Source organism: Microbacterium sp., assembly GCF_041641055.1.
Lineage (GTDB): Bacteria > Actinomycetota > Actinomycetes > Actinomycetales > Microbacteriaceae > Microbacterium.
In genome coordinates, this window is the sequence record NZ_JBEPZB010000010.1 from 65,881 (window position 1) to 92,366 (window position 26,486).

Genomic DNA, 26,486 nt, shown 5'->3' on the forward strand with positions numbered 1-26,486 from the left:
TCGTCATCCAAGTGGGTTGAGAAACGCTGGGGACGTTTCACCACCTGTAGCGCCGAATGCACAGACGACTACAACCCACACTCTAGGAAAGCGCGTGCCGACACGCCAGGGGTATTTCTTCAGATAGTGAAACAACATCCGGCCCGCCGAACGTCGGCAGGTTCACTCGGAGGCGCTCGCCGACGGCTCGCTGCCCGCCAGCGCATCCGCGCCGAGCTGCAGAGACAGCCGCCGCGCCGCCTGCTGGAGCTTTCCGATGAGACTGCGATCCAGCACGACCTGGTCGGCCGGGAGCGAGATCGCCAGCGACGCCACCACATCGGGCGCGATCACCGGGACCGCGACGCAGGCGTTGCCGATCGCATACTCCTCGCGGTCGACCGCGAAGCCCGGGGACTGCTCGAGGTGGGTCAGCAGCGTCCGCCGATCGCTGATCGTGCGCGGCGTGAGCTCTTCGAGCCGATGCCTGGCGAGGTAGTCCAGGCGCTCGTCGTCACTGAGCTCGGTGAGGATCTGCTTCCCGAGCGCCGTGGCGTGTGCGCTGGACTCCAGCCCCACCCACAGCTCGATCCGGGGATTGCGCACCGCATCGACGATGTCGACGAGGTGCAGTTCGCCGTCCCGATACCGGGACAGATAGGCGGTCGCGCCCAGCTCCTCGGTCACGTCACGGAGCGCCGCACGCACTCGCGCGAGGAAGATCCCTCTCGCGCCCGAGTCCGCCTGGAACGCCGGAAACCGGGAGCCCAGCACGAGGCCGTCCGGTTCGCTGGTCAGGTATCCCTCATGGATCAGCGTGCGCACGAGGTTGTAGGTCGTGCCCTGGGTCAGCCCGGTGATGGCGGACAGCATCTTCACCGGCAGGGGTCGCGGCGAGTTCGCCACGATGTCGACGAGCCGCAGAGCGCGTTGCACAGACCCGATGAGGGTCGGTTCGGCCTCTGCCGCGCTCACCGTCTAGGCGCTTCCACCAGACGCGCGTCCCCCGAGCGCCCGGGCATCGCGCTGGCCGGAGGCATCCTGGCGCAGCTCCTTCGGAAGGGAGAACATGAGGTCCTCCTCCGCCGTCTTGACCTCTTCGACGTCTCGGTACCCAGCGCCGTCGAGAGCGTCGAGCACCTCCCGCACCAGCACCTCGGGAACGGATGCGCCGCTGGTCACGCCGACCGTGGCGACACCGTCGAGCCACTCCTGCTTGACCTCTTCGGCGTAGTCCACCCGGTACGCAGCTTTGGCGCCGTACTCCAGGGCGACCTCGACCAGGCGCACCGAGTTCGACGAGTTCGCGGAGCCGACGACGATCACGAGGTCGGCGTTCGCGGCGACCTTCTTGATCGCGACCTGACGGTTCTGCGTCGCGTAGCAGATGTCGTCGGAGGGCGGATTGTGCATCTCGGGGAAGCGCGTGCGCAGCCGGTTGACGGTCTCCATGGTCTCGTCGACCGAGAGCGTGGTCTGCGAGAGCCAGACGACCTTCGAGGGATCCTTCACCTGCACGGTGTCGGCCTCGGCAGGCGAGTTGACGATCGTGACGTGTTCCGGCGCTTCGCCGGCCGTCCCCTCGACCTCCTCGTGGCCCTCGTGCCCGATGAGCAGGATCTCGAAGTCGTCACGGGCGAAGCGCACGGCCTCGCGGTGCACCTTGGTCACCAAGGGGCAGGTCGCATCGATCGCGTGCAGGCCGCGGTCGGCAGCCGCATCGACGACGGCGGGTGAGACTCCGTGCGCGCTGAAGACGACGTGAGCACCCGGCGGGACCTCGTCGACCTCTTCGACGAAGACGGCACCCTTCTCCTCGAGCTCGGAGACGACGTGGATGTTGTGCACGATCTGCTTGCGCACGTAGACCGGGGCTCCGTAGCGCTCCAGCGCCTTCTCGACCGCGACCACGGCGCGGTCGACGCCGGCGCAATAGCCGCGGGGAGCGGCGAGCAGAACGCGCTTGTTCCCGACGACCGGGTTATCCTGAAGCCGCCCGGCCGCCCCACGTACTCGTGGGATGCGCGGCAGAGGCAGATGAACGGCAGTCGAGGTCACCCTTGAATTCTACCGCCGAGAACCTGAGCAGGAGCGGGAAGGGACGCCGAGCGCATGACGGTCTTCGAAGCATCCACGCGTCCGGGCGAGACTCCGCCCGCGGATGCCGTCGCTCCCCGCGACTCCACCGCCGACGCGCCGACGTCCGTGGCCCGGCTCAACGGGACCATCCGCGACTTCGTCGCCCGCTGGAACACGGTCTGGGTCGAGGGCGAGATCACCTCCTGGAACGTCCGCGGCGGCAACATCTTCGCCCGCCTCAAGGACACGCGCTCCGACGCGCAGATCTCGATCAGGATCTGGTCGAGCGTCCGCCCGCGCATCCCCTCCGATCTCGCCGTCGGCGATCATGTGGTCGCGGCGGTCAAGGCCGATTACTTCGTCAAGGCCGGCGACTTCAGTTTCGCCGCGTCGGCGATGAAGCACGTCGGTCTCGGCGATCAGCTCGAACGCCTCGAGAAGCTGCGCCTGCAGCTGCGCCAGGAGGGCCTGTTCGACGCATCCCGCAAGAAGCGGCTGCCCTTCCTGCCGCACGTGATCGGGCTGATCACCGGTGAGAGGTCGGATGCCGAGAAGGACGTGCACCGCAATGCGGAGCTGCGGTGGCCCCAGGTCCGCTTCCGCACGGAGTACGCCGCCGTGCAGGGCGACCGGTGCGTCCCCGACACGCTCGCGGCACTCGCCAGGCTCGACGCCGACCCCGATGTCGACGTGATCGTCATCGCCCGTGGCGGCGGCGACCCGCAGACGCTCCTGGGGTTCAGCGACGAACGTCTCGTGCGCGCCGTGGCAGCGGCCTCGACTCCCGTCGTCAGCGCGATCGGCCATGAGAACGACCACCCCCTGCTCGACGACGTCGCCGACCTCCGCGCCTCCACGCCCACGGATGCCGCCAAACGGATCGTCCCGGACGTCAGCGAGCAGCGGGCCCTGATCGCGCAGCTGCGGTCGAGGGCCACCTCCCGGGTCACCCAGCGCCTGTCGCACGACATCGCCCAGCTGGAGCAGCTGCGGTCCCGTCCGGCGCTGCGATCGCCCGATCCGATCATCGACTCGCGTTCGCAGGAGGTGTGGCTGACCCTCTCCCGCGGGCGGGACACCATCACCCGTCGGCTCGATGCGGCAGGCCGCGCGACCAGCGAGCTGCGCGCGTCGCTCCGTGCCCTCTCCCCCGCGGCCACCCTCGCACGGGGGTATGCGATCGCTCACCTCGACGGTGGCGTCATCCTGCGCGACGCGGCGGATGCGCCGGCCGGAAGCGCCCTCACGATCACGGTCGACCGCGGCTCACTCGCGGCTCGCTCGGAAGGCGAGATCGCCGAGGAATCGGCATCCTCCTCCAGGTAGTGCGCCGGGTAGTGCGCCGGGTCGCCCGCGGGGTCGCCTGCCGGGTCGTCCGCGGGTCAGCCCTCCGGATGAGCACCGCCTGCGCAGCGCGTAGGATGGAGGCGTGAGTGCGCTGAACGACACCCCTGTGGACACGCTGTCGTTCGAAGCCGCTCGAGACGAGCTGGTCAGGGTGGTCTCGGAGCTCGAGCAGGGGGCGCCCACGCTGGAGCAGTCGCTCGCGCTCTGGGAACGCGGCGAGGCCCTCGCGGCCCGCTGCGAGGAGTGGCTCCTGGGCGCCAAGCGCCGCCTCGACGCCGCACGCTCGGCCGCATCCGACTCCTCCGGCGCATCAGACTCCTCCGACGAGGACGAGTCGTGAACAAGCCCGCCCCGATCGTCGCGGAGCTCGGACGCCCGGAGACCCCCGCCGAGACCGCCGCCCGCAAGGCCGCATCGAGCAAGGCCTATCGCTCGAGCCAGACCGTGCGGAGCCTCGTCGCCGCCCTCATCGCCACTCTGGCGATCGTCGCGGTGATCGTCTTCGCCGTTCCGCGCGGGGAACCCGCGACCACGGAGGACATCGACGTCGCCGGCATCGCCGCCGACGTGGAATCCACCGTCGGGAGCCCGGTCATCGTCCCCGAACTCGGATCGTTCTGGCGTGTCAACGCCGCAGGCCTCACCAGCGGCGCGCCCATGGTCTGGGACGTGACGCTGGCCCCGGCTGCTCAGAACGAGCGCGGCTTCATCAAGCTCGCACAGGCCTTCGGCACGGATGCGTCGTGGGCGCCGCAGCGGCTCAACGGCACGGCGCCGACCGACACCACGACCATCGACGGCGTGGAGTGGGACGTCTACGACCTCGGCGACGCCGGCGCGAAGCAGAACATCACCTACGCGATCGGAACCCAGGCGGGCGACGACTACCTGCTGCTCTACGGTTCCCGCTCGGCCGAGTCCACCGCCGAACTCGCCGAATCGCTCCTCCCCCAGATCCGCGAACTCTCGGAGACCCGATGACCCACGCGCTCACTCCCGCCGCCGCCTGGACGCAGATGCAGGAGGGCAACCAGCGATTCGTGGCCGACGCCCCCCGGCACCCCAATCAGGACGTGGCCCGGCGCAAGCACCTCGCTGCGGCGCAGCATCCCGTCGCCACCCTGTTCGGATGCTCCGACTCGCGTCTGGCCGCCGAGATCATCTTCGACCTCGGACTCGGAGACCTGTTCGTCGTCCGCAACGCCGGACAGGTCATCGGCGAGTCGATCGTCGCGAGCCTCGAGTACGCGGTGGCGGTTCTGAACGTGCCGCTGATCGTCGTCCTCGCCCACGACTCCTGCGGCGCCGTGCGCGCAGCGATCGACGGCACCGCGATCGACGCGGCACCCCTGCCTCCGCATATCTGGAAGCTCATCGCCCCGATCGTCCCCGCCGCCCGCAAGGTGCTCGCCGAGAGCGGCGGAAGCACCGTCGCCGAGATCGACGCCGAACTCGTCGGCCAGGAGCACCTGCGCAACACAGTCAGAGACCTGCTGCAGTCGTCCGAGGTGATCTCGAACGCCGTCGCAGAAGGCCGTCTGGGCATCGTCGGCGCGAACTACCGGCTCGCCGAGGGCACAGCAGTGCCCGTCATCACGGTCGGGATCGACGACGCAATCGACACCGAGGGGCACAGCCCCGCAACCAAGGAGGGTTCGGAATGACCGACCAGCACAGCGGCGCAGACGCGCAGGGTTACCGCATCGAGCACGACACGATGGGCGAGGTGCGGGTTCCCGCCGACGCGCTCTACGGCGCTCAGACGCAGCGCGCAGTGGAGAACTTCCCGATCTCGGGCAAGGGCCTGGAGTCCACCCAGATCGCTGCCCTCGCGCGCATCAAAAAGGCTGCGGCGCTCGCGAACAAGGAGCTCGGCACGCTCGACGGCGCCATCGCGGACGCGATCGCCCAGGCGGCCGACCAGGTCGCCTCCGGCGCCCACGACGGCGAGTTCCCGGTCGACACGTACCAGACCGGTTCCGGCACGTCGTCGAACATGAACATGAACGAGGTCCTCGCGACGCTCGCCACCCGCATCCTCGGTGCGAACGTGCACCCGAACGATCACGTCAACGCGTCGCAGTCGTCGAACGACGTCTTCCCGACCTCCGTGCACATCGCCGTCACGCAGGCCCTGATCGACACGCTCATCCCGGCCCTCGACCACCTCGCCGTCGCTTTCGAGGCGAAGGCCGAGCTGTGGAAGGACGCCGTGAAGTCCGGCCGCACCCACCTGATGGATGCGACGCCTGTCACCCTCGGCCAGGAGTTCGGCGGATACGCCCGTCAGATGCGCCTCGGCATCGAGCGCGTCCAGTCCGCTCTCCCCCGCGTCGCCGAGGTGCCGCTGGGCGGCACCGCCACCGGAACCGGCATCAACACCCCGCTCGGATTCCCGCAGAAGGTGATCGAGCTGCTTGCGGCCGAGACCGAGCTGCCCATCACGGAGGCGAAGGACCACTTCGAGGCCCAGGCCAACCGCGACGGTCTCGTCGAGGCATCCGGCGCTCTCCGCACGATCGCGGTCTCGCTGACCAAGATCAACAACGATCTGCGCTGGATGGGCTCCGGCCCCAACACCGGTCTCGGCGAGCTGCACATCCCCGACCTGCAGCCCGGCTCGTCGATCATGCCCGGCAAGGTGAACCCGGTCGTCCCCGAGGCGGTGCTCATGGTCTGCGCCCGTGTCATCGGCAACGACGCCACCGTCGCCTGGGCCGGTGCGTCCGGTTCGTTCGAGCTCAACGTCGCCATCCCCGTGATGGGCACGGCGGTCCTGGAGTCGATCCGCCTGCTTGCCAACGCCTCGCGCGTGCTCGCCGACAAGACCGTCGACGGTCTGCAGGCGAACCTCGACCGCGCAGCCGCCTTCGCGGGCATGAGCCCGTCGATCGTGACGCCGCTCAACAAGCTGATCGGCTATGAGGCCGCCGCGAAGATCGCCAAGCACTCGGTCGCGAAGGGCATCACCGTGCGCGACGCCGTGATCGACCTCGGCTACGTCGAGCGCGGAGACCTCACGATCGAGCAGCTCGACGAGAAGCTCGACCTGCTGTCGATGACCCACCCGGGTTGATCCACTCCGGGTGATCACCTCACGCTGACGACGGATGCCGCAGGGACATGTTCCTTGCGGCATCCGTCGTCTTCGGGTCTGGTCGGCATCCGACCGTGTCCCTGCCCCCTGCCCAGATGTCCCGTGCTGCACACGATGTCCCGTTCTGCACATCAATGTCGGGGAAACGTCCGTGATTTGAGGCACGCTGTGCGGTCTGGGACAAGCCCACTCCCCCTGCACCCCGTCCAGATGTCACGTTCTGCACACGATGTCCCGTTCTGCACATAAATGTCGGGGAAACGTCCGTGATTCGAGGCACGCTGTGCAGGCTGGGACAATCCCACTCCCCCTGCACCCCGACCTTCTCCGGGGTCTTGTCCACCGGTCGCGATTTCGCGCCATCGGACCCTGCGGCCCAGGCGGCAGGGTTGTCGTCATGCTCTCCGCACCCGACACCATCCAGCGGCTCGGCGGGATCGCGCGCGGTTCGCACCTCCAGAGCCTCGGCTTCGATCGGCGCACGCTGTCGCGCAGCGTGAATGCCGGGGAGATCGAGCGGCTGCGCGCGGGGATCTTCGCGTCGGGTCGAGTACCGGAGGACATCCGCACCGCTGTCCTGCACGGCGGCGCAGCGACCTGTGTGACCGTGCTTCGCGCACAAGGAGTGTGGACGCTGCCCGCGGCAGCCGCTGTGCATGTATGGCTCGGTCCCGGCCGCCACGGTCATCCGCATCCGGACTGTGCGTGCGTCATCCACTACTACCGAGGCGATCGTCCCCTCGCTGCCGCGTCGCTCACGGTCGCACTCGTGCACGTCCGACGATGCGCCGGCGACGAGGCGTTCTTCGCGGCCTTCGAGTCCGCGTGGCGACTCGGCAAGCTCTCGAAGGCTGCGCGTTCCAGGATTCGAGCTGCACTCCCGCAGAACGCGCGCTGGCTCGTCGACATCGCCCGGTCGGATGCGGACAGCGGGCTGGAGTCCCTGCTGCGGTTGAGACTGCATCTCCTCGGCATCCGCCTCGACTGCCAGGTCGTGATCGACGGAGTCGGTCGTGTCGACTTCGTCATCGACGGGCGACTGATCCTCGAGGCCGACGGCAAGTCGAACCATGACGATGCATCGCACCGGCACCGGGATCTGGTCAGAGACTCGGCGGCCTCGATCCGCGGGTACGAGACGCTGCGATTCGACTACGCGCAGATCGTGCACGACTGGCCGGAAGTACAGACGGCGGTCCTCGCTGCAATCCGCCGTCTGTCGATGCAGGACTGACCTTCAGGGTCGCTCCGGCACGCACTCCGCCGCCCGCAGAGCACACAAAGCCCGGGATCGCACAGTCTTCGGCGAGACAGATGTGCGATCCGGGGCATCGTGTGCAGAACGGGACGGGGACCGCAGGACGGGACGGGGTGGGTGGATCAGAACGGGACAGGGGCCGCAGATCGGGCCAGGGTCGGTGGATCGGGACGGGGACGTGTGCAGAACGGGACGGGGACGTGTGCAGAACGGGACGGGGACGTGTGCAGAACGGGGCGGGGTCAGCAGCAGCGAGCGCCGGGGTCGGCATCCTGCTGGGCGTAGTGCGCCCGCCAGAACTCGCGCTCGGTGAGCGGCGCTCGATCGGGGTGCCGCTCCCGCTCGTGAGCGACATAGGCGACGTAGCGCGACTGACCCGTCACCCCGTTCACATACCAGGCGACCGCCTTCCAGACCCGCCGTGCGGTCCCGGACACGGCAGCCATCAGTGCCCCCTCGTCGGCTGAGCGGATGCCGGCAGCGAGTCCCACTCCTTCTCCACAACCCGCTCCTCCCGAGAGGCGAACAGACCTGCGGGAGCGAAGCGCCGAGACGGCACCTCAGGATCCTCGTGATCGACGACCGGCCCTGGACGCAGCGCCTGGATGACCTTCACGAGCGAGATCGTGATCACGATCACCGAAAGCACGAGGAACGTCACCGACAGCACTCCCTGGATCATCGTGTTGCGGACGACGGCCTCCATCGCCGCGACGCTCGTCGCCGTGCCGAACGACGTCTCCCCCGCCGCCAGCGCGTCACGGAAGGCGACGTGGTTGGCGAAGTACCCGACCTGCGGCACGGTGGAGAAGATCTTCTGCAGGGAGGCGGTGACCGTCACCACCGTCACGAACGCCAGCGGCAGAGCCACCACCCAGAGCGCCCGGAAGGTGCGCCTGCGTGCCACGATCGTGAGCACCACGGCCAGGGCGATCGCCGCGAGCAGCTGATTCGCGATGCCGAAGAGCGGGAACAGGGTGTTGATGCCGCCGAGCGGATCCGTCACTCCCATGATCAGCACCGCTCCCCAGCCGGCCACCATCACCGCCGTGCAGATCCACGCGCCGACCCTCCAGGACGTGTCCTTGAAGCGCGGGATGACGTTGCCCACCGAGTCCTGCAGCATGAACCGCGCGACACGGGTGCCGGCATCCACGGCCGTGAGGATGAAGAGAGCCTCGAACATGATCGCGAAGTGGTACCAGAAGGCCATCATCCCGGTGCCGCCGATCCACTGCTGCATGATGTGCGCGAGACCGAGAGCCAGCGTCGGGGCGCCGCCGGTGCGCGAGACGATCGACTCCTCGCCCACCGCCTCCGCCGTACTCGTGAGCATCTCGGGCGTCAGGTTCACCCCGGTGAGTCCGAGACTGTTCACGAACTGCACCGCGCCCTCGACCGTGCCGAGTGTCGCGGCCGGCGACGAGTTCATCGCGAAGTACAGACCGCGATCGATCGAGATCGCGGCCACGAGCGCCATGATCGCCACGAACGACTCCATGAGCATCCCGCCGTAGCCGATGAACCGGGTCTGCTTCTCCTTCTCGATCATCTTCGGCGTCGTGCCGGACGAGATGAGGGCGTGGAACCCGCTCAGGGCACCGCAGGCGATCGTGACGAACAGGAACGGGAACAGTGCCCCCGACCACACCGGGCCGGTCTCCCCGCCCGCGAACTCGCTGAACGCGGGGACGGTGATCTCCGGCCGCACGAACAGGATCGCGACGGCGAGCGCGACGATCACCCCGATCTTCATGAACGTCGACAGGTAGTCGCGCGGTGCCAGCAGCATCCAGACCGGCAGCACGGCGGCGATGAAGCCGTAGATGATGATGCCCCACGCGATCGTCGTGCGGTCGAGGGTGAAGAGCGCCTGACCCCAGTCGGTCTCGGCGACCATGCCGCCGCCGATGATCGCCGCCATGAGCAGCACGAAGCCGATGAGCGACACCTCGGTGATCTTGCCCGGACGGATCCAGCGGAGGTACGCGCCCATGAAGAGCGCGATCGGGATGGTCATCGCCACCGAGAAGACGCCCCAGGGGCTCTCGCCGAGCGCGTTCACGACCACCAGGGCGAGGATGGCCGTGATGATGATCATGATGAGCAGCGTCGCCACGATCGCCGCGGTGCCGCCGAAGCGCCCGAGCTCGTCGCGCGCCATCTGTCCGAGCGAGCGTCCGCCGCGACGCATCGAGAAGAACATCACGAGGTAGTCCTGCACAGCCCCCGCCAGCACGACGCCCACGATGATCCACAGGGTGCCGGGCAGGTAGCCCATCTGCGCCGCCAGCACCGGCCCGACCAGCGGACCCGCGCCCGCGATGGCTGCGAAGTGGTGGCCGAACAGCACCCGACGGTCGGTCGCGACGTAGTCCTTGCCGTCGGCCTTGTACTCGGCGGGTGTCGCCCGTCGGTCGTCGGGCTTCACGAGATTGCGCTCGATGAACTTGGAGTAGAAGCGGTAGAACACGAGGTACGTGCAGACTGCGGCGAACACGAACCAGATCGCGTTCACCGTCTCGCCGCGCACGATCGCGAGCATGGTCCAGGCCACACCGCCGAGCAGCGCGATGGCCACCCACAGCACGATCTTCAGCGGTGTCCATCTCGGCTTCTCGTCCACCGCCACGGGCGGAAGCGAGTGGTCTTCGACGGTCTTGGTCGCATCGCTCATTGCGCATCACTCCATCGTCTGCGTTCGATGCGACGAGCCTAATCCGGCCTCCGCGGGCAGCGGAAGCGGATCGCCGGTCTCTCCGGCATGCACACCGGTATCCCGACGCGACAGACGACAGCGGATGCCGCGATACCGCGGCATCCGCTGTCCGGCGAGCTCGGCCTAGCTGAGCTCGCCCCCCTCCAGGAGTTCGGTGACGAGAGCGGCGATCGCGGAGCGCTCGGACCGCATCAGCGTCACGTGGGCGAAGAGATCGTGCCCCTTGAGCGTCTCGATGACGCTGGCGATGCCGTCGTGACGCCCGACGCGCAGGTTGTCGCGCTGGCCGACGTCATGGGTGAGGATGACGCGCGAGTTCTGCCCCATGCGGCTGAGCACCGTGAGGAGGACGTTGCGCTCGAGCGACTGCGCCTCGTCGACGATCACGAACGCATCGTGCAGGGAACGGCCGCGGATGTGGGTGAGTGGGAGCACCTCGAGGATGCCGCGCTCGACGACCTCCTCCATGACGTTGCCCGACACCACCGAACCGAGCGTGTCGAAGACCGCCTGGCCCCAGGGCCCCATCTTCTCGCCCTGGTCGCCGGGGAGGTAGCCGAGCTCCTGGCCGCCGACGGCGAACAGCGGACGGAAGACGATGATCTTCTTCTGCTGCTGGCGTTCGAGCACGGCCTCGAGGCCGGCGCACAGCGCGAGCGCCGACTTGCCCGTCCCCGCTCGGCCGCCGAGCGAGACGATCCCCACGTCGGGGTCCGTGAGCAGGTCGATCGCGATGCGCTGCTCGGCGGAGCGTCCGTGCATCCCGAAGATGTCCCGATCGCCGCGCACGAGCTTGTACTCGCCGTCGCCCGTCACCCGGCCGAGTGCGGAGCCGCGCTCGGAGTGGATGATGAGACCGGTGTTCACCGGAAGCCCCCTGGCGTCTTCGCTGATTCCGACCTCGCTCTCGTAGAGGTCGCTGATCTCGTCGCCCGAGAGGTCGAGCGTGGTGATGCCCGTCCATCCGGAATCGACGGCCTGCTCTGCGAGGTACTCCTCGGCGCGCAGACCGAGGGAGGCGGCCTTGACGCGCATCGGGAGGTCCTTGGAGACGATCGTGACGTCCTGCCCGTCCTGAGCGAGGTTCATCGCGACCGAGAGGATGCGGGTGTCGTTGTCGCTCAGGCGGATGCCGGCCGGCAGGATCGACGAATCGGTGTTCGCGAGCTCGACGCGCAGCGTGCCGCCTTCGCCGACCTCGACCGGGAAGTCGAGTCGACCGTGCTCGATGCGCAGATCGTCGAGGTGGCGCAGCGCCTGGCGGGCGAAGTAGCCGATCTCGGGGTCGTGGCGCTTTCCCTCGAGCTCCGTGATGACCACGACCGGCAGCACCACCGAATGCTCGGCGAAGCGGAAGAAGGCCTGCGGATCGCTCAGCAGGACGGACGTGTCGAGCACATAGGTCCGCAGGTCCTGATCAGGATCAGCGGATGCCGCTCGCGCCGTCGACTTACGGGTGGACTGCTGCGCGGTGCTGGTGGACTGCTGCGCTGTACGTGAGGTCACGACCCACTCCCGACCCGGGGAATCCCGGTTATTCGAACGAGTCGACCAGGGGGTCACGAGTCGTCATCCTGAGGCCGACCCGACGGGCACCTTGCCCGATGCCTCGAAGCTACGACCAGGCGCCGACATTTCTCCGATCCGACACGCCACCAATTCGTTACGTGTTCATTAACGGGCGGCGTCGCCGGTCCACGACGTCGGGGGGGTCAGCGGCCGAATCGTCGATCCCGGTCCGCGTAGTCGCGGATGGCCCGGAGGAAGTCGACCTGCCGCAGGTCGGGCCCGAGCGCCTCGACGAAGTAGAACTCGCTGTGTGCGCTCTGCCACAGCAGGAAGTCGCTCAGCCGCTGCTCGCCGCTGGTGCGGATCACGAGGTCGGGGTCGGGCTGCCCTCCGGTGTAGAGGTGCTCTCCGATCATCTCGGGGGTGAGGTGTGCGGCGAGGTCCTCGATGGTTCCCCCGGACGCCTGGTGCGCCGTGACGATGCTGCGCACCGCGTCGACGATCTCGTTGCGGCCGCCGTACCCGACCGCGAGGTTCACGTGCAGGCCGGTGTGGTCGCGGGTGCGCTCCTGGGCGTCGTCGAGCACTCGGGCGAGCTCGGGCGGCAGGATGTCGGAGCGGCCGACGTGCTTCACCCTCCAGTTGCCCTCCTGCGACAGCGCCTCGGCGAGCTCGGCGATGATCTCGATGAGGTCCGCCAGCTCGGCGGAGTCGCGTTTGAGCAGGTTGTCGCTCGAGAGCAGGTAGAGCGAGACGACGGGGATGCCGAGCTCGTCGCACCAGCCCAGGAACTCGCGCATCTTCGCGGCCCCGGCGCGGTGCCCCTCCGCCGGGGTGTCGTAGCCCAGCTGCCGCGCCCATCGACGGTTCCCGTCGATCATCATGGCGACGTGACGCGGCACGGACGCAGGATCCAGGTGGCGGCGCAGCCGACTGGTGTAGAGGCGGTACAGCGGCCCCCGCCCCTGACCCTCACGTGACATCACCTCCCTACGCTATCGTGCCGACACGCAGCGGCGGAGGGCGGACGCTCAGGATATGTACGCCTGGCGGTATGGCCGCGCGAATAGAGTGAGGGCGTGAGCACACCCGACTCCGCGGAACCAGACGTCCCCCAGCTGCCGCTGATGGAAGAGGCGGCCCACGACGCCGCCGTCGACATCAAGCCGACCTGGCGCGGATGGCTGCACGCGGCGACGTTCCCGGTCGCGATCGTCACCGGAATCGTGCTCATCACCGTGGCACAGGGCGGCGCGGCCAAGTGGGCGGCCGCCGTCTTCATGGCCACGTCGCTGCTCCTCTTCGGCAACTCGGCGCTCTACCACCGCATCGACTGGAGCCCGAAGGTCAAGATCATCCTCAAGAGGATCGACCACGCGAACATCCTGCTGCTGATCGCCGGGACCTACACGCCTCTGGCGGTGCTCGCGCTGCCGCCGGAGAAGGGCGGTCTGCTGCTGATCCTGGTCTGGAGCGGCGCGCTGCTCGGCATCCTGTTCCGGGTCTTCTGGATCGACGCGCCGCGCTGGCTCTACGTCGCGCTGTACCTGCTGCTGGGCTGGGCGGCCGTGATGTACATGGCGGACCTGCTCGCCGCGAACCCCACGATGATGGTGCTCGTGATCGTGGGCGGGCTGCTCTACACCGGCGGAGCGATCGTGTACGCGCTCAAGAAGCCCAATCCCTGGCCCGGCCATTTCGGCTTCCACGAGATCTTCCACCTGTGCACGGTGCTCGCGTTCCTGTGCCACTGGACCGCGTGCCTGCTCATCGCGCTCGAGCCGCTGTCGCCCTCGCTCGGCGCCTGACCTGCGCAGGTGCGGCTCAGCGCCGCCGACTCAGCGACGGCGCTCGGTCAGCGCCGCAGGCGCGGTCGGTCAGCGCTTGTCGGGATCGTCGTCGCCCTCGCGGACGATCGGCAGGTCGGCATCCGTCTCGGTCGCCTCGTCCGCGGCGCGGGCGGCCTCCTCGGCGTCGAGTTCCTCGCGGACCTCTTCGCGGTAGCGGACACGGCGGATCCGCCGGTTCATGTCGAGGATCAGCAGGATCACGGCCACCAGCAGGATCACCACGAACGCGAACCCCACGAAGCCGGGAGTCACCGACTCGGGATCGACCGTCATCGTGGGTGTCGGCATCGGGGTCTCGGTGAGAGCAAGCACGGAGTCTGCCTTTCATGCGCAGGTCGCATAACCTGGAGTCACCAGCCTAACGACCGGAAGCGCCTCCCCGTGACAACCGCACAACAGCTCGACGACCGCTATGGACGCACGCGCCGCCGCCGCGCGCCGTGGATCGTGCTGATCGCCGTGGCCGCACTGCTGGTCGGAGCGTTCGGATGGTCGATCGTGACGACGCAGATGAACGCCGTCGACGCCGACGATCTCGGGTACGACCTGGTCGACGAGCACTCCGTCACCGTGCGATTCCAGGTGACAGGCGTGCAGGGCAAGGATGTCGCGTGCGTGGTCGAAGCCCTCGATGAGGAGTTCGGCGTGGTCGGCTGGAAGGTCGTCGAGATCCCTGCAGGGGACACCCATTCCCAGGCGGTCTCCGCCACCGTCCCGACCGTGTCGGAGGCGACCACAGGTTTGGTGAACAGCTGCTGGGTCGCTTAGACTCGTCGCAGACAGATGACGCCCTGGCACCGTGCCGGGGCGTCTTGGCATATCCCCCGCGGAACGTCGCCGGGTACCTACCGAAGGAGCTTCGTCATGTCTACTGACGCTCAGGTTCCCTTCCTCACGCAGGAAGCGTACGACCGGCTCGTCGCCGAGCTGGAACACCTCTCCACGACGGGTCGTGACGAGATCGCGAAGCGCATCGAGGCGGCACGCGAAGAGGGCGACCTCAAGGAGAACGGCGGCTACCACGCCGCCAAGGACGAGCAGGGCAAGCAGGAGGCCCGCATCCGCACCCTCGAGAACCTCCTCAAGACCGCCAAGGTCGGCGAAGCACCGGCGAGCCGCGGGATCGTCGAACCCGGCACCGTCGTGACCGCTCTGGTCGCCGGCGGCGAGGAGGTCTTCCTCCTCGGCAGCCGCGAGATCGCGGTCGGCAGCGACCTCGACGTGTACAGCGAGGCCAGCCCGCTCGGTCAGGCGATCCTCGGACTCAAGGTCGGCGAGAAGTCGTCGTACGAGGCGCCCAACGGCCGCGACATCTCGGTCGAGATCGTCAACGTCGAGACCTACACCGGCTGACGCGCAGTCGCGCAGGCGTGACAGACGCCACGAGAAGAGGCCCCGTCCGAGCGGACGGGGCCTCTTCTCGTATCCGCTGTCAGTCCGGCACGATCATCGGGTGGAACCCGGCACGGCGGAGGGTGTCGAGGGTGTGCTCGGAATGCTCCGCCCCGCGCGTCTCGACGCTGAGCTCGAGGATGACCTCGCTGATCTGCAGGCCGTGGCCGTGCCTGGTGTGCATGGCCTCGATGACGTTGGCCCCGGCTTCGGCGATGAGCTCCGACACCCGCGCGAGCTGGCCTGGACGGTCGGGAAGCGGGATGCGGATCGTGAGATAGCGACCGGATGCCGCGAGTCCGTGCGACACGACCCGCTGCAGCAGGAGGGGATCGATGTTCCCTCCCGACAGCACAGCCATCGTGGTGCCGGAGGCCGAGACCTTGCCTGCCAGGATAGCCGCGACGCCGGCCGCTCCGGCAGGCTCCACGACGACCTTGGCCTGCTCGAGCAGGATGAGGATGGCACGGGCGAGGTCGTCGTCGGACACGGTGACGACCTCGTCGACGAGGTCTTTGATGATGTCGAACGGGATCGCACCGGGGCGCGCGACGAGGATGCCGTCGGCGATCGTCGGCCGCGTCTCGATGTCCACCGGGTGCCCGGCGTCCAGCGAAGGCGGCACTGCCGCGGCGTTCTCCGCCTGCACGCCGATGATGCGCACCGTGCGCCCGAGCTGCGCGGCGCGGGCCTTCACCGCAGCCGCGACGCCGGCGATGAGCCCGCCGCCGCCGATCCCCAGCACGATGGTGTCGACCTCGGGGGCGTCGTCGAGGAGTTCGAGTCCGAGGGTGCCCTGCCCGATCACGACGTCGCGGTGGTCGAACGGGTGGATGAGCATCGCGCCCGTGCGGTCGGCGAACTCGGCGGCCAGCCGCAGGGAGGTCGCGACCGTCTCGCCCTCGAGCACCACCTCGGCGCCGTAGCCGCGCGTGGCGAGGAGCTTGGGCACCGGGACCCCGAGCGGCATGAAGATCGTGGCGGGGATGCCGAGCGCCTGCGCGGCGAGCGCCACGCCCTGCGCGTGGTTGCCGGCGGACGCCGCGACGACGCCGTGCGAGCGCTCCTCGGCGCTCAGCTTCGACAGGCGGTAGGCGGCGCCGCGGATCTTGAAGGACCCGGTGCGCTGCAGATTCTCCATCTTCAGCAGCACCGGAGCACCGAGGACGTCCGACAGCGCCCGTGAGGGCAGTGTCGGGGTGTGCGTGATCACCTCAGCCAGACTCTGAGCTGCGTTCTCGAACTCCGTCAGGCTGGGGACTGCGCTCATCGATTCCTCCGTCTCCGCTCGCGCGGAACTGTGCTCCAGATAAGGTCTGCGTTCGGTTGGTCGCCTGTGCGCCACGATCCCGTGCTCACCGTGACGGCTGCCACGTTGACGAAGGCCGCGAGCGGCACCGCGAACAGCGCGCCGGGGATTCCTCCGACCATGGATCCCCCGGCCACCACGAGGACGACGGCCAGCGGATGCACCTTCACGGCCGAGCCCATCAGGATCGGCTGCAGGATGTGCCCTTCCAGCTGCTGGACGCCGAGGACGACGGCGAGCATGGCGAGCGCGATCAGAGGGCCGTTGTACACCAGCGCGAGCAGCACGGCGACGGCCCCCGTGACGACGGCACCCACGATCGGGACGAACGACCCGAGGAAGACCAGGACCGCGACGGGGATCGCCAGCGGCACTCCGAGCAGTGCGGCGCCGACGCCGATGCCGACCGCGTCGATGGCCGCGACGAGCAGCTGCGTCCGCGCGTAGTTCACGAGCGTCGCGAAGCCGTTGCTGGCCGCGGCGTCGGCGGCCGGGCGCGCAGCGCGCGGGAAGAGGCGCAGCGTCCAGCGCCAGATGCCGCGCCCGTCGGCGAGGAGGCAGATGAGGATGAAGAGCGACAGCACCGCGCCTGTGACGACGTGTGCCGCGGTGGTCCCGACGGCGAGGGCCCCGTTGAGCAGGACCTGGGTCTGCTCGTTGACGAACTCCATGCCCTGGTCGATCCAGCCCTGAATCTGCGCTTCGCTGAGATGCAGCGGGCCTTCGAGGAGGAACTGGCGGAACTCCTCGACGGCCTGCGCGCTGCGGGCCTGGACGTCGGGAAGCTGCGTCCGCACCTGCCAGATCACGAGCCACAGCAGCAGCGAGACGATCGCGAGCGTGCCGAGGATGGAGAGCGCGACAGCGAGCCAACGCGGGAACCGGTGGCGCAGCATCCACTGGAAGGCGGGCCAGAGCAGGGCGGTGATGAGGATGCCGACCATCAGCGGGATCACGAGCAGCTTGAGCTGGATGACCAGCCAGATGATGCCGGCCACGACCGCGGCGATCAGCAGCAGTCGCCACGCGTAGGCGGCGGTCACCCTGAGCCCGATCGGCACGGCGTCATCCGCCTCGGTGGTGACGGTGCGATCGGTCGATATCGGGCGCGGACGGAAGAGATCTCTCAGCCGCGGACGCTGCTCTTCGCTCATCGCCCAAGTCTACGGCGCGGTCACCGGGACCCAGGACGCGGTGACGCCCGATGTCGGACCGCGGCGATACGCTGACGACGTGACCGCCACCCGCAGCGCCGACACCCTCAGTGCGGCCCAGGCCCGTCGAATCGCACTGGCCGCGCAGGGCTTCTCGCGCGCCCGACCGGCCTCGGTGTCCGCGCGGCACCTGCACGGGGTGATGGATCGTCTCGGAGTGCTGCAGATCGACTCCGTCAACGTGTTCGCACGGTCGCACTATCTGCCGATGTTCTCGCGTCTCGGCTCGTACGACCCCGCGGTCTTCGACCGGGTGTTCCATGCGCGTACGACCCACTACGTCGAGTACATCGCGCACGAGGCGACATTCGTCCCCGTCGAGGACTGGCCACTGTGGCGGTTCCGCATGGACCGGTTTCGCGAGCGCTGGGCGGGTCCTGACTCCTGGATGAGCAGCAACGCGAGGACCCTGGAGTGGGTCAAGGACGAGCTCCGCTCCCGCGGGCCGCTGCGACCAGCCGACCTGCGGGAGGACGCGCCTCGCGAGCGAGGCACGTGGTGGGACTGGGACGACGTCAAGCTCGCACTCGAGCACCTGTGGCGCATCGGCGACGTGGCGATCAGCGGCCGCAAGGGATTCGAGCGTCGTTACGCCCTCGCCGAGCACGTCATCCCTGACGCGATCCTGTCGCAGCACGTGTCCCGTGAGGATGCGATCCGGGAGCTCACACGACGGGCGGCGCGCTCGTCGGGCGTCGCCACGCAGTCCGATCTCGCCGACTACCACCGCATCCGCGACCGAGCCGCCATCTCGCAGGCCGTCTCCGACCTCGTCGACGCCGGCGAGTTGCATCCGGTGACGGTGCGCGGCTGGGAGCGCGGCGGCCGCGCACTCCCCGCGTGGCGACATCGGGACGCGGTGCTCCCCCGCCGCATCACCGCCGCCGCGCTGCTGACCCCGTTCGATCCGGTCGTCTGGTTCCGCGACAGGGCGCTGCGCGCATTCGAGCTCGACTACCGGATCGAGATCTACGTGCCCGCAGACAAGCGCCGATACGGCTACTACTCGCTCCCGGTGCTCGTCGACGACCGGATCGTCGCGCGAGTCGATCTGAAGGCCGACCGCTCCACCTCCACCCTGCAGGTGCAGTCCGCCTGGTGGGAGCCGCAGGCCGTGCCGGACACCGATGCGGAGCGCATCGCCGGCGAGCTCGCGCTCGCGGCGGCGTGGCAAGGACTCGAGCACGTGTCCGTCTCCGGCTGGGGCACCGCGGCCGCGGACGTGCACGCGGCGCTCACGCGCCGAATCGACACGTCGGTGCGCCGCCACGTGCACGCCAGAGAGGGCACGCCGTGAACCGGCGAGGCGCCTGGATCCTCGGAGGCGCGGCCGTGATCGGGCTTGTCCTCGTCGGCAGCATGTGGGTCTGGCAGGCCACCGACGTGCCCGCGGGTCCGCAGTGCTCGCCGACCCCGACCGCGGCGTCGACACCGCCCGCTGATCCCACCGCTCTCGCCCAGGAGGCGCTCGACGAGCACCTCGAAGGATGCACGGCCGAAGAGGCCGCGGGCGGGGCAGTGCCGGAGGGGTGCGGCATCCGCATCCCGTGGGGAACCGAATTCGCCGGCGTCGACTCGGTGCGCTTCCGAATCGAGCGGATGCCCGTGCTGGAGCTGTCCGATGACGGATTCGTCGCCGACGGCGGCATCCTCGTCGCGACCGTGTCTGGCACCGGGCAGGACTCGGCGCCGCTCACACATACCTATCGCACCGAGTCCTGGACAGTGCGCGGCGACGCGACCGTGTCAGACGGCGAAGCGAGACTGAAGGTCTGGTGACCGCACAGCGCTGTGGAGAAACGCAGCGTCGTGTGAGTCCGCAGGGTCAGAACTGCACGCGGGGAGGCTCCGAGATGGCGCCGCTGTCGGCGACCTCGAAGAACTCGCGCTCGGTGAAGCCCAGGCCCTTCGCGAAGAGGTTGTTCGGGAAGACCTTGATCTTGGTGTTCAGCTCGCGCACGCCGCCGTTGTAGAAACGACGCGCGGCCTGGATCTTGTCTTCGGTGTCGACAAGGGCCTGCTGCACCTGGAGGAAGTTCTGGCTCGCCTGCAGCTGCGGATACGCCTCTGCGACGGCGAACAGGCTGCGGAGCGCCTGCTGGAGGTGGCCCTCGGCGATGCCTGCCTCGCCGGGGCTGCCCGCGGAGAGCGTCTCTGCTCGGGCACGCGTGACGTTCTCGAAGACGGCCTTCTCATGCGCGGCGTAGCCCTTCACCGTCTCGATGAGATTCGGTATCAGGTCGGCTCGACGCTTCAGCTGCACGGTGATACCGCTCCAGGCCTCGTCGACGCGCACGTTCAGCTGCACCAGCGAGTTGTAGGTCGCCCACAGGTAGATTCCGATGAGCAGAATCACACCGACGACGATCAGTACCGGCACGAGCCATTCCATCAGAGGCCCACCCTTCCTCGTGTTTGTCTCATCCTATCGGCGCAGCCTGCGCGTCGACTGGGTGCCCCGCCCGTGCGAGGCCGTCGCGAGCATGTCACGAGCCCAGGACCCTGTCGAGATAGCGGTTGGTGAAGCGGCGATCGGGGTCGAGCTCATCGCGGAGCGCCGTGAAGTCCTCGAAGCGGGGATAGATCTCCCGCAGCCGATCCGCCGTGAGCGTGTGCAGCTTCCCCCAGTGCGGACGCCCGCCGTGTTCGAGCATGATCTGCTCGACGGCCTCGAAGTACTCGGAGGGGTCTGCTCGCCAGTACCGATGCACCGCGATGTATCCCGTAGCCCTGCCGTAGGCGGTCGAGAGCCACCGGTCGTCCGCGGCGGCGAACCGGACTTCGATGGGGAACTCGATGCGCCAGCCGCGCTGCTCGATGAGCGCCCGCACCGAGCGGAACGCGGGGACGACGTGATCGGCGGGGAGGGCGTACTCCATCTCGCGGAAACGCACCGTGCGACTCTGCGTGAGCACGCGGTGCGACAGCTCGGTGTAGCGCCGATCGCCCGTGAGCTTCACCGCGAGCCTGTTGAACGGAGGCGTGATCGCGGGAGCCACCTGACCCGCTGCGCACACGACGCGATACACGCCGTTGGAGAGCAGGGTCTCATCGATCCAGCGCCCGATGACCGGCAGCGGCTGACGACGTGTCGACTCCGGCACTCTGGTCTGCCGCTTGGTGAGCGCGACGTCGGTGTGCGGGAACCAGTAGAACTCGAAGTGGTCGGATGCCTCCACCCGGTGGTCCAGGCTCGCCAGGACGTCGTCGAGGGGCGCCGGCTCATCGATCGCCGCCATCGCGAATGCCGGCACGCACTGGAGCGTCACCTCGGTGAGGATGCCGAGGGCGCCGAGGCCGAGCGCGACGGCCGGCAGCATCTCCGCATTGTGCTCGTCGTCGACACGCAGGAACTCCCCCGCTGCGGTCACCAGCGTCGCCCCGACGACCTGGGCGGCGAGTCCCCCGAACCCCGCTCCGGTGCCGTGCGTCCCGGTCGATATGGCGCCGGAGATCGACTGCCGGTCGATGTCACCGAGGTTCTCCATCGCCAGGCCGAACGGCGCGAGGAGTCCGGGGATCCGGTGCAGTCTCGTGCCCGCCAGCAGAGTGACGCGGCCGGTCGCCCGGTCCGCCGACACGAGCCCCTGCAGGTCGTCGAGTTCGAGCAGGACTCCGGGCGCGACGGCGATGCCCGTGAAGCTGTGCCCCGCGCCGACCGCCTTGATCGTCAGCCCCTGCGCGACAGCCGCGACGACAGCGCGCTGGACTCCTTCCGGCGAGCGTGGGCGCTCGACCCGCAGCGGCTTGACCTGCGCCGACCGCCCCCAGTTCTGCCAGGTGCCGCCGATTCTCGTCACAGGAACGCCTTTCCCTCGCCGCGATACGTCGGCAGCTCGTCGATGATCTCGTCTCCGGACACGAGGTGATAGCTGTCGATGCGCTCGGCCGGCTCGCCGCTCTTCGCATGCCGGAACCAGACGCGGTCGCCGACGCCGAGCCGTTCCGCCGCTCGCCCCTGCAGCGGCGTCTGCACCTCGCCTGCCGCCTCCCGCGGCAGGGTGCGCAGCCCCTCGGGCCAGACGGGTCGCGGCTGACGCGACGCCACCGCGGGGCCCGAGGCGATCCATCCGCCACCCAGCACCGTCGCGATGTCGGGCGTCGGGCGACGAACGACATCGAACGCGAATGCAGCGGCCGGCGCGGGCCGGAACGATCGATAGCCGTCGAAGAGATGACCGCCGAGCAGGCCGCTGCCTGCGCTCGCCTCCGTCAGCGACTCGTCGCTCCCGGTGAACTCGAGCGACCCGGTGCCGCCGCCGTTCAGGAACTCGAGCGGAGCGATCTCCGTCAGTGCCCCGACGATCGCGGCGCGCCGCTCACGGAGCTCGGAGCGGGAGCGAGCCTGCATGAGGCGGATCACCGGCGCATCGGGTCCGGCGTTGTCGCCCTGACCGGCGATCTGCGCCTCGTACATCTGCAGCCCGACGAGGGTGAAGCCAGGGCGACGGACGATCTTCCTGGCGAAGGCGGCGACTTCTCCCGCCGAGAAGAGCCCGGATCTGCGCACTCCGATGTGACCGAGCGCAGCGGAGCGGAGGGAGGCGTCGGCGTCGATGGCCACTCGGATGTCAGGGCGGCGCCCGGCCGGAGCGACACTGTCGATGATGTCGAGGTGGGCGAGGTCGTCGACCATGAGCGTGATGCGCCCGGCGGACTCCTCCGAGGCGAACAGCTCTGCCAGCCCTGCCCGATCGACGGTCGGATAGCCGAGCACGATGTCGTCGTGCGTCTCAGCGAGCCAGAGCGCCTCGGCGAGAGTGAAGGCCAGGATCCCGCGGTACCCGGGGAGCCGCAGCACGGCGTCCAGCACGCTCCGCACGCGCACCGACTTCGACGCCACCCGGATGGGCAGGCCGCCGGCGCGCACCAGCAGGTCCATCGCATTGTGGCGGAGCGCATCGAGGTCGATCACGGCCACGGGAGCCGGCAGATGGCCGGTCGCGGCAGACAGTCGCGGCCAGTAGCGGGCGGGATCCTGCCACGCGGGCGACACGGAGAGGCGTCCCTCGTCGGGGCTCAGATCGGCGGTGAGGTCGAGCACTCCTTCACCTTAGGGCGTGAGTGTGCGCAACCTCCGCAGTCCATCGCATATTCGGAATCCCGATACTTTGCAGGTTTTCACCGTCACGATCGAAGCACGGTTCCGTCTTGGTCAATGAGTCCGTCTTCGTGACGGGCTCGCCGGCCATGCCAGGCCGGCTGCCGGGGGGTAACGATGCTGTCTCAGCAGCATCACGGGGAGACGGGCGCTGAGACGCTCGTCTCTCTGTCCCCGGGCCGGGCGCCGGTCTTGCGTTCTATCGCCCGTATACTCTGAGCGCACGGCCCCAGCGGCCCCCGTAGCCCAATGGCAGAGGCAGGCGACTTAAAATCGCTTCAGTCTGGGTTCGAGTCCCAGCGGGGGCACCAGACCGACACCCTCATTCGCGGGCACCCCCGGCGTCGCCGACGCTCTCCCGGTTGCCGGCCTCGACTCGCCTCCCCTCCTGCACTCGACGCAGCACCAGGACCGCGAGGGCGACGGCGATCGCCGTGTAGACCGCGTAGTCGAGGTAGCCGAGCAGGTGCTCGAGCCGCTCATGCTGGGTGCCGAGCGCGGCCCCCAGGCCGATGAGCAGGGAATTCCACGCTCCGCTGCCCACGATCGTGTAGGCGCTGAACCACACGAGGTTCATTCGCGTGGCACCGGCGGGGATGGAGATCAGACTGCGGATCCCCGGCACCAGCCGACCGACGAGGACCGTCCAGCCTCCGCTGCGCTGGAACCATCTGGCACCCCGCTCGAGGTCGGAGCGACTGACCAGACGCGTCGCCGCGAGGAGGCGCACTGCGTGCTCGACGCCGATCGCGGCTCCGAGCCAATACAGCAGCAGCGCTCCGAGCCAGGAGGCGAGAGTGCTCCAGACGATCAGCCATCCGAGGGAGAGATCGCCGCTCTGGCTCAGGTACCCGGCGAACGGCAGGATCACCTCGCTGGGGATCGGCGGCACCAGCACCTCGATGAACACGAGCAGGCCCACGCCGACGTCGCCCAGCGCGGTGAGGACGTCGGCCGCGAGCCCGGTCAATCCCGAGAAGCCGTGGTCGGTGGCCGCGGCCGCAGCGGAAGCTGGGAACACGGTCAGCGTCCGAACAGGTCGCCGAGACCCGGGATGCCGAGGTCACCGAGCCGCTGCCCCCACTCGCTCGCCGTGTCACCGGCTCCCGAGACGGCCTCGCCCGCGGATCCGAGCACGCCCTCCGCGGCCCCAGCGATCTCCTCGCCGCCCAGACCCCCGGCGATCGCCTCGAGGTCGATCCCCTGGGCCAGGGCGTCGAAGTCGACGCCGAGCCCGGCCGCCTGCTCGAGGAGCGGAGCGGCGACGGCACTTCCGACCGCACCGACCGCCACGACGCCGAGCGCGCCGACAGCGGCGCCGCCCAGCGCACCGGCAGCTCCGAACCCGCGAACCCGCGAGAGGATGCCGCGCATGCGCCCCGGACGCGCCGCCTCGGAGCGACCGGCCGCGCGTGCGAGATCCTCGGGTGAGGACGACGCCGGGCGCTCGCCCGGCGCGAGTTCCGTGTTCATGCGCTCCTGAACCTGAGTCCGCTGCGCCGGGGTCAGCCGTGCGAACGCCTCGCGATGGATCTGCTCGACGCGGTGCGGATCAGCGGTCTCGAGCAGGTAGTCGTACCGGGCGATCGCGGCCCGGTCGGCATCCGTCCCCGCCCCGGCGGTGCGGGAGGCGCCGGCGGCAGGCGGGGAGTACGGGTCATGGGATGGCCGGCGCACCGGCGGAGCCGAGTATCGATCGTTCTCGGGCTGACGCCGACCCGGCGCGGGAGGCGTGTGTCCCCGGGAGCCGTCGCGATCCGTGCGGGATCCGCTCTCGTCGAGATCGAGGGCGCGAGCGGCCAACCCGAGCAGTCGGTTGAGTTTTCCCATGGTGACGATTCCTTCGTGGGTGTGGACGACCACGGGTCTCGACGGCGATGCGATGAGGGGTCCTTGGCCGTCCGCGAATACGGACGCCAGGTCTCCTCCACCCTCACGGGCCGGTGAGCCGGGACACGACCTCGTATCCGTAATGACGACACCACCGCAGACGGGAGTACTCCCCTTGCGCTGCCGACGGTAGCAAGTGCGCCTATGAACCCGGTGCGAGACGCACACGGTCGCGGCAGACGACGAACGCCCCGACTCCGGAGGAATCGGGGCGTTCGAGGAGTGGACTACTTGGCGGAAGCCGTCTCTGCGGTCTTCTTGGCGGCCGGCTTCTTGGCTGCAGGCTTGGCGGCGGAGGTCTTCTCCCCCGCGGGCTTCTCCTCCGCGGCCTTGTCGGAGGCGGTCGCCTGCGCGGCAGGAGCGGTCACGGCGGGCGCCGGAGCATCCGCTGCCGGACGCGGACGAGCGGCGAACTCCTCGAAGACGTAGCGCGGGTTCTGCACGGTCTCGAGGTTCACGAGATCGCGACCCAGCCACAGGTTGTTCCACCAGCCCCAGACCACGCGGAACTTGCGCTCCCACGTGGGCATCGCGAGTCCGTGGTATCCGCGGTGCGCGACCCAGGCGACGAAGCCCTTGAGGGCGATCTTGCCGGACTGGAAGACGCCGTTGTACAGACCGAGGCCGGCGACGGCACCCAGGTTCTTGTGGAAGTACTCCTTCGGGTCCTCCCCGCGGAGCACGGCGACGACGTTCTTCGCGAGCAGCTTCGCCTGACGCACCGCGTGCTGGGCGTTCGGCACGCAGAAGCCACCGACTCCGCCACCGGAGAGGTCGGGCACTGCGGAGACGTCACCGGCGGCCCAGGCGCCCTCGACGAACGCCTCGGGGGTGCCGACGCGCAGATCGGCACGGGTCTGGATGCGACCGCGCTCCTCGACGGGCAGGTCGCCGCCGCGCACGACGGTCGGGTTCGCCATGACACCGGCGGTCCAGACGATCAGGTCGGTCGGGATGATCTCGCCCGTCGACAGCTCGACGTTGCCGTCGACCGCGCTGGTGAGCTGCGTGTCGAGGTGCACGTTGGCGCCGCGCTTCGCGAGGTCCTTGAGGACCCACTCGCTCGTCGGCAGCGAGACCTCGGGCATGATGCGGCCCATCGCCTCGATGAGGTGGAAGTGCGTGTCGTCGAAGGTCAGCTCCGGGTACTTGCCCACCAGCGACGAGGCGAGCGAGCGCAGCTCCGCGAAGACCTCGATACCGGCGAACCCGCCGCCGACGACGACGACCGAGAGCAGACGGTCGCGCTCGGGACCTGCGGGCAGCGACGCCGCCTTGTCGAAGTTCGACATCAGGCGGTCGCGGATCGCGACGGCCTCCTCGATCGTCTTCAGGCCGATCGCGTTGTCTGCGATGCCCGGGATCGGGAAGGTGCGGGAGACGGCGCCGGCGGTGACGACGATCTGGTCGTACGCGAACTCGTACGGCTCACCGACCGGCGGAGTGATCATCGCGACCTTCTCGGCGTGGTTGATGTTGGTCACCTTGGCCGTCAGCACGTTCGTGCGCTTGAGGTGACGACGGTGGGCGACCACCGAGTGACGGGCTTCGATCGAGCCTGCGGCCACCTCGGGGAGGAACGGCTGGTACGTCATGTACGGCAGCGGGTCGACCATGGTGACCTCTGCCTCGCCCTTGCGGAGGTGCTTCTCCAGCTTCCACGCCGTGTAGAAGCCTGCATAGCCTCCACCGACGATCAGGATCTTGGGCACAGTGCTGTTCTCAGGCACAGGGGGGAACTC

At 69.0% G+C, this 26,486-nt stretch carries 26 protein-coding genes and 1 tRNA gene; 12 read left to right on the forward strand and 15 right to left on the reverse strand.

The features are described from left to right. Positions 1-162 precede the first annotated feature (162 nt). Together ACESK8_RS08605 and ACESK8_RS08610 are read right to left on the reverse strand one after the other, a co-directional pair. A complete protein-coding gene (locus ACESK8_RS08605; protein ID WP_372968202.1) occupies positions 163-954 on the reverse strand; it encodes an IclR family transcriptional regulator in 792 nt (263 codons plus the stop codon). Positions 955-957: 3 nt separating this feature from the next. Continuing rightward, the gene (locus tag ACESK8_RS08610; protein WP_372968244.1) at positions 958-2,001 is read right to left on the reverse strand and encodes a 4-hydroxy-3-methylbut-2-enyl diphosphate reductase; all 1,044 of its coding nucleotides are present in this window, start codon (positions 1,999-2,001) and stop codon (positions 958-960) included. Positions 2,002-2,091: 90 nt separating this feature from the next. Between ACESK8_RS08610 and xseA the strand changes: the two genes are divergently transcribed. The 6 genes from xseA (at position 2,092) to ACESK8_RS08640 (ending at position 7,736) form a co-directional block, all read left to right on the forward strand. Next, positions 2,092-3,384: an exodeoxyribonuclease VII large subunit gene (xseA, locus tag ACESK8_RS08615; protein WP_372968203.1), complete on the forward strand. Its 1,293-nt coding sequence runs from the start codon at positions 2,092-2,094 to the stop codon at positions 3,382-3,384. Between the two features lie 103 nt (positions 3,385-3,487). Continuing rightward, entirely contained in the window at positions 3,488-3,745 is a 258-nt protein-coding gene (locus ACESK8_RS08620) for an exodeoxyribonuclease VII small subunit (protein ID WP_372968204.1), read from the forward strand. Next, entirely contained in the window at positions 3,742-4,386 is a 645-nt protein-coding gene (locus ACESK8_RS08625) for a DUF4245 family protein (RefSeq protein WP_372968205.1), read from the forward strand. Before ACESK8_RS08620 ends, ACESK8_RS08625 begins: the two co-directional genes overlap by 4 nt. Beyond that, on the forward strand, positions 4,383-5,069 hold the full coding sequence (locus tag ACESK8_RS08630) for a carbonic anhydrase (protein ID WP_372968206.1): 687 nt from the start codon (positions 4,383-4,385) through the stop codon (positions 5,067-5,069). Before ACESK8_RS08625 ends, ACESK8_RS08630 begins: the two co-directional genes overlap by 4 nt. Beyond that, positions 5,066-6,481 carry a class II fumarate hydratase gene (locus ACESK8_RS08635; RefSeq protein ID WP_372968207.1) on the forward strand — a complete coding sequence of 472 codons (1,416 nt, stop codon included), beginning with the start codon at positions 5,066-5,068 and terminating at the stop codon, positions 6,479-6,481. Before ACESK8_RS08630 ends, ACESK8_RS08635 begins: the two co-directional genes overlap by 4 nt. A gap of 418 nt (positions 6,482-6,899) precedes the next feature. Beyond that, the gene (locus ACESK8_RS08640) at positions 6,900-7,736 is read left to right on the forward strand and encodes an endonuclease domain-containing protein (RefSeq protein WP_372968208.1); all 837 of its coding nucleotides are present in this window, start codon (positions 6,900-6,902) and stop codon (positions 7,734-7,736) included. A 266-nt stretch (positions 7,737-8,002) separates the two neighbouring features. Here the strand turns inward: ACESK8_RS08640 and ACESK8_RS08645 are convergent, their stop codons facing one another. The 4 genes from ACESK8_RS08645 to ACESK8_RS08660 all read right to left on the reverse strand — a co-directional run bounded on the left by ACESK8_RS08645 (position 8,003) and on the right by ACESK8_RS08660 (position 12,971). Then, entirely contained in the window at positions 8,003-8,206 is a 204-nt protein-coding gene (locus ACESK8_RS08645) for a YbdD/YjiX family protein (protein ID WP_372968209.1), read from the reverse strand. Further along, on the reverse strand, positions 8,206-10,437 hold the full coding sequence (locus ACESK8_RS08650; protein ID WP_372968210.1) for a carbon starvation CstA family protein: 2,232 nt from the start codon (positions 10,435-10,437) through the stop codon (positions 8,206-8,208). The genes ACESK8_RS08645 and ACESK8_RS08650 overlap by 1 nt, the downstream gene beginning before the upstream one ends. A gap of 165 nt (positions 10,438-10,602) precedes the next feature. Then, the gene (locus ACESK8_RS08655) at positions 10,603-11,985 is read right to left on the reverse strand and encodes a PhoH family protein (protein WP_372968211.1); all 1,383 of its coding nucleotides are present in this window, start codon (positions 11,983-11,985) and stop codon (positions 10,603-10,605) included. Between the two features lie 206 nt (positions 11,986-12,191). Next, positions 12,192-12,971, reverse strand: coding sequence for an isoprenyl transferase (locus ACESK8_RS08660; RefSeq protein WP_372968245.1), 780 nt, complete (start codon positions 12,969-12,971; stop codon positions 12,192-12,194). A 144-nt stretch (positions 12,972-13,115) separates the two neighbouring features. Here ACESK8_RS08660 and ACESK8_RS08665 point away from each other — a divergent pair, with 144 nt between their 5' ends. Continuing rightward, complete coding sequence (locus ACESK8_RS08665; RefSeq protein WP_372968246.1) at positions 13,116-13,796, forward strand: hemolysin III family protein; 681 nt, start codon at positions 13,116-13,118, stop codon at positions 13,794-13,796. 69 nt (positions 13,797-13,865) lie between these two features. On the opposite strand, the gene ACESK8_RS08670 is transcribed toward ACESK8_RS08665, so the two are convergent. Beyond that, entirely contained in the window at positions 13,866-14,150 is a 285-nt protein-coding gene (locus tag ACESK8_RS08670; RefSeq protein ID WP_372968212.1) for a hypothetical protein, read from the reverse strand. Between the two features lie 69 nt (positions 14,151-14,219). Between ACESK8_RS08670 and ACESK8_RS08675 the strand changes: the two genes are divergently transcribed. Beyond that, entirely contained in the window at positions 14,220-14,606 is a 387-nt protein-coding gene (locus ACESK8_RS08675; RefSeq protein ID WP_372968213.1) for a DUF4307 domain-containing protein, read from the forward strand. A gap of 96 nt (positions 14,607-14,702) precedes the next feature. Next, positions 14,703-15,191 carry a transcription elongation factor GreA gene (greA, locus tag ACESK8_RS08680; protein WP_060928335.1) on the forward strand — a complete coding sequence of 163 codons (489 nt, stop codon included), beginning with the start codon at positions 14,703-14,705 and terminating at the stop codon, positions 15,189-15,191. 79 nt (positions 15,192-15,270) lie between these two features. Here the strand turns inward: greA and ilvA are convergent, their stop codons facing one another. Continuing rightward, positions 15,271-16,500 carry a threonine ammonia-lyase gene (ilvA, locus tag ACESK8_RS08685; protein WP_372968214.1) on the reverse strand — a complete coding sequence of 410 codons (1,230 nt, stop codon included), beginning with the start codon at positions 16,498-16,500 and terminating at the stop codon, positions 15,271-15,273. Continuing rightward, positions 16,497-17,693 (reverse strand): AI-2E family transporter, encoded by a 1,197-nt coding sequence (locus ACESK8_RS08690; protein WP_060928337.1) that lies wholly within the window; start codon positions 17,691-17,693, stop codon positions 16,497-16,499. The genes ilvA and ACESK8_RS08690 overlap by 4 nt, the downstream gene beginning before the upstream one ends. 79 nt (positions 17,694-17,772) lie before the next feature. On the opposite strand from ACESK8_RS08690, the gene ACESK8_RS08695 reads away from it, so the two are divergent. Next, positions 17,773-19,050 carry a winged helix-turn-helix domain-containing protein gene (locus tag ACESK8_RS08695; RefSeq protein ID WP_372968215.1) on the forward strand — a complete coding sequence of 426 codons (1,278 nt, stop codon included), beginning with the start codon at positions 17,773-17,775 and terminating at the stop codon, positions 19,048-19,050. Next, positions 19,047-19,532: a hypothetical protein gene (locus ACESK8_RS08700; RefSeq protein ID WP_372968216.1), complete on the forward strand. Its 486-nt coding sequence runs from the start codon at positions 19,047-19,049 to the stop codon at positions 19,530-19,532. Before ACESK8_RS08695 ends, ACESK8_RS08700 begins: the two co-directional genes overlap by 4 nt. Before the next feature lie 46 nt (positions 19,533-19,578). Here ACESK8_RS08700 and ACESK8_RS08705 read toward each other — a convergent pair whose 3' ends face one another. The 3 genes from ACESK8_RS08705 to ACESK8_RS08715 form a co-directional block, all read right to left on the reverse strand. Next, complete coding sequence (locus tag ACESK8_RS08705) at positions 19,579-20,145, reverse strand: LemA family protein (protein WP_060928339.1); 567 nt, start codon at positions 20,143-20,145, stop codon at positions 19,579-19,581. Between the two features lie 94 nt (positions 20,146-20,239). Then, complete coding sequence (locus ACESK8_RS08710; RefSeq protein ID WP_372968217.1) at positions 20,240-21,553, reverse strand: D-arabinono-1,4-lactone oxidase; 1,314 nt, start codon at positions 21,551-21,553, stop codon at positions 20,240-20,242. Continuing rightward, on the reverse strand, positions 21,550-22,797 hold the full coding sequence (locus ACESK8_RS08715; RefSeq protein ID WP_372968218.1) for an alanine racemase: 1,248 nt from the start codon (positions 22,795-22,797) through the stop codon (positions 21,550-21,552). The genes ACESK8_RS08710 and ACESK8_RS08715 overlap by 4 nt, the downstream gene beginning before the upstream one ends. A 292-nt stretch (positions 22,798-23,089) precedes the next feature. On the opposite strand from ACESK8_RS08715, the gene ACESK8_RS08720 reads away from it, so the two are divergent. Next, positions 23,090-23,165, forward strand: a tRNA-Leu gene (locus tag ACESK8_RS08720). Positions 23,166-23,176: 11 nt separating this feature from the next. Here the strand turns inward: ACESK8_RS08720 and ACESK8_RS08725 are convergent. From ACESK8_RS08725 to ACESK8_RS08735, 3 genes are all read right to left on the reverse strand, one after another. After that, entirely contained in the window at positions 23,177-23,875 is a 699-nt protein-coding gene (locus ACESK8_RS08725; RefSeq protein ID WP_372968219.1) for a DedA family protein, read from the reverse strand. A 2-nt stretch (positions 23,876-23,877) separates the two neighbouring features. Next, positions 23,878-24,684, reverse strand: coding sequence for a cation-transporting ATPase (locus ACESK8_RS08730; RefSeq protein WP_372968220.1), 807 nt, complete (start codon positions 24,682-24,684; stop codon positions 23,878-23,880). Between the two features lie 287 nt (positions 24,685-24,971). After that, on the reverse strand, positions 24,972-26,456 hold the full coding sequence (locus ACESK8_RS08735; RefSeq protein ID WP_372968247.1) for an NAD(P)/FAD-dependent oxidoreductase: 1,485 nt from the start codon (positions 26,454-26,456) through the stop codon (positions 24,972-24,974). Between the last annotated feature and the right edge of the window lie 30 nt (positions 26,457-26,486).

Bases quoted from the DNA above. Each gene is read 5' to 3' on its own strand.
- greA (WP_060928335.1), top strand. From the start codon at position 14,703: ATGTCTACTGACGCTCAGGTTCCCTTCCTCACGCAGGAAGCGTACGAC.
- ACESK8_RS08635 (WP_372968207.1), top strand. From the start codon at position 5,066: ATGACCGACCAGCACAGCGGCGCAGACGCGCAGGGTTACCGCATCGAG.
- ilvA (WP_372968214.1), bottom strand. From the start codon at position 16,500: ATGAGCGCAGTCCCCAGCCTGACGGAGTTCGAGAACGCAGCTCAGAGT.
- xseA (WP_372968203.1), top strand. From the start codon at position 2,092: ATGACGGTCTTCGAAGCATCCACGCGTCCGGGCGAGACTCCGCCCGCG.
- ACESK8_RS08730 (WP_372968220.1), bottom strand. From the start codon at position 24,684: ATGGGAAAACTCAACCGACTGCTCGGGTTGGCCGCTCGCGCCCTCGAT.
- ACESK8_RS08645 (WP_372968209.1), bottom strand. From the start codon at position 8,206: ATGGCTGCCGTGTCCGGGACCGCACGGCGGGTCTGGAAGGCGGTCGCC.
- ACESK8_RS08630 (WP_372968206.1), top strand. From the start codon at position 4,383: ATGACCCACGCGCTCACTCCCGCCGCCGCCTGGACGCAGATGCAGGAG.
- ACESK8_RS08640 (WP_372968208.1), top strand. From the start codon at position 6,900: ATGCTCTCCGCACCCGACACCATCCAGCGGCTCGGCGGGATCGCGCGC.
- ACESK8_RS08660 (WP_372968245.1), bottom strand. From the start codon at position 12,971: ATGTCACGTGAGGGTCAGGGGCGGGGGCCGCTGTACCGCCTCTACACC.
- ACESK8_RS08665 (WP_372968246.1), top strand. From the start codon at position 13,116: ATGGAAGAGGCGGCCCACGACGCCGCCGTCGACATCAAGCCGACCTGG.
- ACESK8_RS08690 (WP_060928337.1), bottom strand. From the start codon at position 17,693: ATGAGCGAAGAGCAGCGTCCGCGGCTGAGAGATCTCTTCCGTCCGCGC.
- ACESK8_RS08650 (WP_372968210.1), bottom strand. From the start codon at position 10,437: ATGAGCGATGCGACCAAGACCGTCGAAGACCACTCGCTTCCGCCCGTG.
- ACESK8_RS08705 (WP_060928339.1), bottom strand. From the start codon at position 20,145: ATGGAATGGCTCGTGCCGGTACTGATCGTCGTCGGTGTGATTCTGCTC.